The organism is Acinetobacter sp. V2 (assembly GCF_001188385.1).
Taxonomy (GTDB): Bacteria; Pseudomonadota; Gammaproteobacteria; order Pseudomonadales; family Moraxellaceae; genus Acinetobacter; species Acinetobacter oleivorans.
Map to the genome: position 1 here is coordinate 142,605 of NZ_JZFB01000003.1, position 4,436 is coordinate 147,040.

General features: G+C 37.6%; 4 protein-coding genes. 2 read left to right on the forward strand and 2 right to left on the reverse strand.

Translation table 11 applies throughout. The features are described 5' to 3' along the window. The coding region (locus UC75_RS11585; protein ID WP_228137310.1) for a FepA family TonB-dependent siderophore receptor at window positions 1–1,707 on the forward strand (1,707 nt) is incomplete at its 5' end. Between the two features lie 23 nt (window positions 1,708–1,730). Here the strand turns inward: UC75_RS11585 and UC75_RS11590 are convergent. Both UC75_RS11590 and UC75_RS11595 read right to left on the reverse strand, forming a co-directional pair. Beyond that, window positions 1,731–2,738 carry a hypothetical protein gene (locus tag UC75_RS11590; protein ID WP_049837685.1) on the reverse strand — a complete coding sequence of 336 codons (1,008 nt, stop codon included), beginning with the start codon at window positions 2,736–2,738 and terminating at the stop codon, window positions 1,731–1,733. A gap of 26 nt (window positions 2,739–2,764) precedes the next feature. Continuing rightward, window positions 2,765–3,790: an alpha/beta fold hydrolase gene (locus UC75_RS11595; protein WP_049837686.1), complete on the reverse strand. Its 1,026-nt coding sequence runs from the start codon at window positions 3,788–3,790 to the stop codon at window positions 2,765–2,767. A gap of 285 nt (window positions 3,791–4,075) precedes the next feature. Between UC75_RS11595 and UC75_RS21380 the strand changes: the two genes are divergently transcribed. Further along, window positions 4,076–4,436: carbonic anhydrase (locus UC75_RS21380; protein WP_322842897.1), on the forward strand; the 361-nt coding region annotated here is incomplete at its 3' end.

Sequence of the window (4,436 nt, forward strand, 5' to 3'; positions counted from 1 at the left end):
ACCCATGGCTCAGTAGAGTTTTATACTTCACAACCTGAAGACTCTAAAGAAGGTGCATCAAATCGTGTTGGCTTTAACGTAAGTGGGCCATTGATTAAAGACGTTTTGTCTTATCGTTTATATGGTAATTACAATAAAACAGAAGCTGACGATGTCGATATTAATAAATCAATAGGCAGTACCGCAGCTGGTCGTGAAGGTGTTAAAAATAAAGATATTTCAGGCCGTTTAGCTTGGCAGGCAACAGATCAACAAACTGTCTTACTTGATGTATCTTCTAGCAAACAAGGTAATATTTATTCTGGTGACTCTCAGTTAAATGCAAATGCTGAAGCGGATGCGATTCTTTCGGAACTTATTGGTAAAGAAACCAATACCATGTACCGCGATAGTTATGCATTAACGCATGAAGGGGATTGGTCTTGGGGTAAAAGTAAGTTAGTTGCTCAATATGATAAAACTCACAATAAACGTCTTCCTGAAGGTCTGGGCGGCAGCACAGAAGGAAAAATTAATAATCTGGATGACAAAGCCACTTCACGCTTAGAAACTCTTCGTTTAAATGGTGAAGCCAATATTCCTTTTGAATATTATGTACCACACGTATTAACACTCGGTACTGAATGGGTTGAAGACAGATTTAAAGATAATATCTCGACAAATCAGGGAGCAGACAGCAGCGGTTCAGGTTATGGCGATCAATTAGCTAAAGGCAATCGCAGTAAAATGGAATCACGTATTGCTTCTGCATATATCGAAGATAACTTAAAACTTACCGACAGCACCGATGCCGTAATAGGTTTACGTTTCGATGATCACAGCAAATCTGGTTCTAACTGGAGCCCAAGCTTAAACATTACTCAAAGACTTAATGATTATTTCACTTTAAAAGGTGGGGTAGCAAAAGCGTATAAAGCGCCAAACATGTATCAAAATGCCGAAGGATACTTACTCAGTACGAATGGCAATGGTTGCCCGGCCAATATTGAGTCACGGTGCTTGTTGCAAGGTAATGGTGATTTAAAACCAGAAACTTCGGTAAACAAAGAGCTCGGTATCCAGTTCCAAAAAGATATCGTGAATGCGAGCTTAACTTGGTTCCGTAACGACTATAAAGATAAGATTGTGGCCGGTACAAATGTTGTCGGAACAGTTGATGGTTCAAGCACCAATGCAAATACAGGAGCTGTGACCAATACCAAGTGGAATATCTTACGTTGGGAAAATACGCCTAAAGCATTAATTCAAGGTTTTGAAGGAAGTTTGGGATTAGACTTTGGCGATATTCGTTGGACCAATAACTTTACTTACATGATGGACTCGAAAGATAAGCAAACGGGTAACCCATTATCTTTAGTACCAAATTATACGATTAACTCAATTTTTGATTACGACATTACAGATCAGTTAGATGTGAATTTTGTATTCACTCAATATGGCCGTCAAAAATCTCGTCAGTTTGCTGAAAATAGACTCGAATCGGGCATTGGTTCAGGTGGAACAAATTCTGCGATTAAGCCAAGTACTGTAAAAAGCTATAGCACTGCTGGAATTAATGTTGGTTATAAAATTTCAGACAATATTAGTACGCGTGTTGGCGTAAGCAACTTGTTTGATAAACAAATTTTAAGAGATAGTAATTCGATCAGCCAAACCTACAATGAGCCAGGTCGAGCTTATTACGCTTCTTTAAAATATTCTTTCTAATCAAGACAGATAACAAAGGCGCTTTAAGCGCCTTTGTTATTGATAATATTTAATGCTTTTTCAGAATAATAAAATTTTTCTAGGTAAACACGGGCACGACGTCTTAAATGTCCCGTTGTAGCTAATTGCTGTAATACGGGCACAAGCAACTGAGTCAGTTCATGTTGAATTAAACTTTCATTAATATTGAGATCACGCAGTAATAAGTCAAAATTACGTTCCTGATTTCGAACATACCACGTGTAAATACCATCATGGACTTGTTGTTTCAGGTAATCAGTTTGACGAATGTGATCCCAAATCTCGTGTCCTAAACCTACAGTTTTTGATAAATCTTGAACTTCTACATAGTTTTTCAAAACAGAAAGTGGCATAGATTTAACTTTATGCCAAACATTTGCCTGAAAATGATAGAGCTTTTCATTGTCAAAATGTTGATTTAAAACGCGCTCACTCATTTGGCTCAGTTTTAAAATATTCTTTTGCAAATAATGATTAATCGTGTCGTCTAGATTTGAATCAGTCACTGTTTCTAGAACAGATTTCCCCATTTTCATAAAACGGCCTACACCCGGCACACGTTTTGACATTGATTCATCTAAGTAATCATGCATTGTTTGTTGAATCAATTGAGTCAAGAGTGCTGAAAATGCAGGATTATTCACAATCGTTTTAATGATTTTTTTACGATGCTCTTCTTTACTTGCAACGTATTGCGCAATTCCATCAATTGTTAAAACAGGAATAACATCTTCAATTGTTGTATTTTCATTAGCTGGATGAATAAGTGCAAAGCGAATATGTTCTGCAATTTGTTCAAGCAGAAAATCAGAAGCGGGAGTTTCTAAGATCTGTTTTTGAATCAGTTGCTGGATTTGTTCAAAGGTCCAGAGGTGTTGTAGTTGCCGACTACCCAACCAATGATAAAATTGCTCAAATTCTTGTTGAATGATTTGGGGCTGAGCAAATTCCTCATCTAAAAAATCAAGATGAGCTTCAATGAGTTTTTCTATAAGCGGTTGGGTAGACATAAGGTCTCACAAGTCCGAAGTTTTATTTAAGGTGTAGTCGTTTTTAAAGACTGATTTGTTTCTACTTTAAGTAAAAACGGTACATATTGTTGAATAACCAGCTGCTCGGCTTCCAATATTGGCATATGGCCGACATTCTCTAAAATAACTGGAGGCTGGGCATTCTTTAAAAGTCGTTTTAGTTCAGTTGCTACTTCTACGTTAATAATTTTATCTTGCTTGCCCCATAAAATCAGTGTTGGTGCATCGATTGTCTTGGTGAGCACTGCAAATGAATCTGGCGTATAGACTTTATTGAGTGCAATAAGCTGATCAACCAGTTTTTGCGTTTGAGGAGCCTGATTAATCATGAGCTTTTCTTGAGCTTGAAGGAACTCTTTAGGAATAAATGGAGGATTAAACATGGTTTGCTTTAACAAATAGTTAAAGTCACCTTTTTTAGAGACTAAAAGTTGTTTTAAGTAGGCTGGGTCTTTTAGATAAATTGTATTTGCAGAGCGGAAAATACCGCCACTATCAACCAAGAATAGACTTTTGGTTTCAAATGGATATTGTCCAGCATAGAGTAGGGCAATCGAACCACCAAGTGAGTGGCCAGCAATGTGAATTGGGCCTTTTAAATTGGCAGCTTCAACAAATCGACGTAACTTTTCGGCAAGATTAGGTACTGAGTAGTCGAAATCCTGTGCAACTAAGGTTTCACCACTACCCGGTAAGTCTGGAATAATAACGTGGTAATTTGCTGTGAGATAACGCGCAACTCGGTTCCAGTTATCACGACTCCCTCCTAATCCATGAATAAGGAGCAACGTCGGTTTAGCAGTAGAACCACCTTCACTATATGACCATGTAACCTCGCCAACTTTTAAACTTTTACTTTGTAAACCTGCCCAACTGCGCTCTTGCTGTAAAATATTCTGAAAGTTTATATCTATGGTATCAGCTGCTTGCGTCTGAAAAACACCTGTTATTGTTGTAAGGCCACAAGCCAAGGCAAGAGCCATAGCTGTTTTCTTTATGGTCGTTTTGGTTGATACAAACAGCGTCGTCATAAGATTTCATCCTTGAGGCATAAGCGAGTTTGAAAATTATTGAAAAACTTTGCCAATGAGTCATTTGCCAAATGATCAAAAGGAGAAAAATTATAGTCAATCCGAGAACCAAAGTATGTCTATTTTTTCGCTAAACAGTAAGGAATTTGCGATAAACATTACATTCAAATAGAGATCGTATTTTTAAATTTTTTCATGGAAAAGGATTTAATTTTTTGTCAGTGACATTCAAATTTTGACACATTAAAATGATTTCCAACCTTGAAAAAACAATGGAAATATAAAATGCCTACCGCGCAAGAAGTTTTAGATCGTCTGAAAGCTGGTAATCAACGATTTGTAAATGGAAATAGTTCCCTTGCAAAAACCTTATCGCATCATGAACGCGCTGAAATGGCAAAGGATCAAAATCCGTTTGCGATTGTATTAGGTTGTTCAGATTCACGTGTTCCAGCAGAAATGGTATTTGATCAAGGTCTTGGTGACTTATTCGTAATCCGTGTTGCTGGTAATGTGGTTGCTCCTTCACAAGTCGGTAGTGTTGAGTTCGCGGCAGAACGCTATGACTGTCCAGTTGTTGTTGTATTGGGGCATAGCCATTGTGGTGCTATTCAAGCAACAATTGATACGTTAATGAATCCTGATC

Bases quoted from the DNA above. Each gene is read 5' to 3' on its own strand.
- UC75_RS11590 (WP_049837685.1), bottom strand. From the start codon at position 2,738: ATGTCTACCCAACCGCTTATAGAAAAACTCATTGAAGCTCATCTTGAT.
- UC75_RS11595 (WP_049837686.1), bottom strand. From the start codon at position 3,790: ATGACGACGCTGTTTGTATCAACCAAAACGACCATAAAGAAAACAGCT.